The organism is Paenibacillus sp. J22P143 (genome assembly GCF_059692035.1).
In genome coordinates, this window is sequence record NZ_JCAUAQ010000065.1 from 1 (window position 1) to 1,570 (window position 1,570).

1 protein-coding gene is annotated in these 1,570 nt (G+C 42.0%); it reads right to left on the reverse strand.

Annotated features, from left to right (window positions below; translation table 11 throughout):
- Positions 1–144: 144 nt before the first annotated feature.
- Positions 145–1,570 (reverse strand): group II intron reverse transcriptase (locus tag AC58PQ_RS29490; protein ID WP_497247953.1); only part of this gene is annotated, 1,426 nt, incomplete at its 5' end.

A 1,570-nucleotide genomic window follows, 5' to 3' on the forward strand; every position in this document is an offset into this window, starting at 1 on the left:
GGTTTGCAATAGGTAAGCATTTGAAGTGATCTCAAGCTTTTCCCCTGCTCCGCACGGAGCGTGCCAGTTTCCCAGCACTCCGCGGTCCATCTAACTAAATGTACTTGATCATAATTTCCTCGTTACTCATTGATTTGGGATATGTTAAACTGGTTTTAATGTATATTTTTCACGGTATTTGTTGATCTGAACCATCATCAATTCCGTTAAACCAAGTTTATTCTTGAGTACGTCAATCGTCTCTTTTTGTGTTTCAAGGATAAGTTGCCCGACCTCTTTTTGGAGGATGCGTAAATTGTTAAACTTGTCGGTTCCACCTGCGTGGGGCGGGATATAATGGTGACAGTGGACATCCGATGCGAATAGATACATGCCTGTAATTTCGCATTTTCCCATCTTCATGCTGTACCGACTAATCCGATTATTCATATATTCTACACTATGATTCGGGAAGCTAGATTTCGTTAGTAAGTAAATTTCCTGACGTAAATCTGGTCGAAGTTTTTTGTATATTAGTTCTCTGCCTGCTGTGGTAAAGAGTGAAAGACCTATACTAAAGCCCATCGTGTTCTTGGTTTTCACATTGGCAAGAGGATATAAATAAACATCTGCTATTTTAAAAGTCCTGTAACCCAAACTGTAAAATTTACTGTACGTTGGCGGTGGGTTTGCAGGGTGCTCATATTTCCCGATTTGTTTGAGACGATTGTACATGAAAGCTCGCAGATCGTAGGCAAGACGTGAGAACGCAACACTGACATGTGTTGCCCGATTAAAATAATTGTGAATTCCTAAAACAAAACTGTTGAACCGCGCAGCGTTTAAAGCCGTTGGTGAAGACCTCATTTTGAGAATGTGTTTCTTGGCTTCGCTCCTCATTTTCTGTATTTTGCCCGATTTGATGCCCGTATGCGCTACTCTCTTATGACCCTTTTTGTTCGCTCGGATTGTAAATCCAAGGAATTCCGACTCTCGTTTTCGCAAATTAATGATTTGCGATTTCTCTGGAGAGACATCGAGTTTCAGGCGATCTTTGAGATACAGAATTACCGCATGATACCATCTCTGAGCCGATCTCCAATCTCTGCAAATGATTTTAAAATCATCGGCGTAGCGCACCAGGTAGCCTTCTTTCAGACTAGACCGTATTTTTGCAGATCTTTCGCCAGTTCTTGATTTGAAAGGTTTTCTCAGCGGAAAGAGTTCCCATTGACCTGCAACCCAGTGATCTAGGTCATTTAGAACAATATTCGAGAGCAGTGTTGACAGTAAACCGCCTTGTGGTACACCTTTTGAAGGTATTCCTTCCCCCTCGATTTCAGCTTTTAGCATTTTAGAAATGCAGGCTAAAACCTTTCTATCTTGAATGCCCATGTTCCAAAGCTGCTTCAAGAGCAACGTATGATTGACGTTGTCGAAGAACCCCAATATGTCGATGTCGACTACATAATGCATCGACGCTTGATTGATGAGAAATTGGACTCTTGCCATGGCATGATGTGTAGATCGAAGGGGTCTGAACCCGTAGCTGTGGTTGTAAAATTTGGCTTCAGCTATGGGCTCAAGGACT